The 432-nt window shown below is 70.4% G+C and carries 1 protein-coding gene; it reads right to left on the bottom strand.

The features are described from left to right. Positions 1-432: sensor histidine kinase (locus CSC70_RS14445; RefSeq protein WP_162457239.1), on the bottom strand; the 432-nt coding region annotated here is incomplete at both ends.

The following is a 432-nucleotide window of genomic DNA, read 5'->3' as shown; positions in this document are numbered from 1 at the left end:
GTCGTGGACCTCGATGCGCAACTGCGCCCCATCGCGGCGGTAGCCCAGCAGCACGCGCCCGCGCGGGGTGTAGCGCACCGCGTTGGACAGGAAGTTCTGCAGGATGCGCCGCAGCAGGGTCGCGTCGCTGCGAACGGTGGCGCGGGTCGGCACGTAGTCCAGGCGCAGGCCGCGGCCTTCGGCGACGATGCCGAACTCGCGCGCCAGGGTCTGCAGCAGCGGGTCCAGCGCCAGATCCTGCACCTGTGTCTTCAACGTGCCCGCTTCCAGCCGCGAGATGTCCAGCAGGCTGTTGAGGATCGCGTCCTGCGCCGCCAGCGCATTGTCGACGTGGTCGGCGATCTGCCGCGCATCGGCTTCGTGCAGCTTGCCGCGCAGCGCCGAGACGAACATGCGCGCGGCGTTGAGAGGCTGCAGCAGGTCGAGCACCGC

It is taken from the genome of Pseudoxanthomonas kalamensis DSM 18571, from assembly GCF_010211745.1.
GTDB lineage: Bacteria > Pseudomonadota > Gammaproteobacteria > Xanthomonadales > Xanthomonadaceae > Pseudoxanthomonas_A > Pseudoxanthomonas_A kalamensis.
This window is presented reverse-complemented; position numbering and strand designations above follow the sequence as displayed.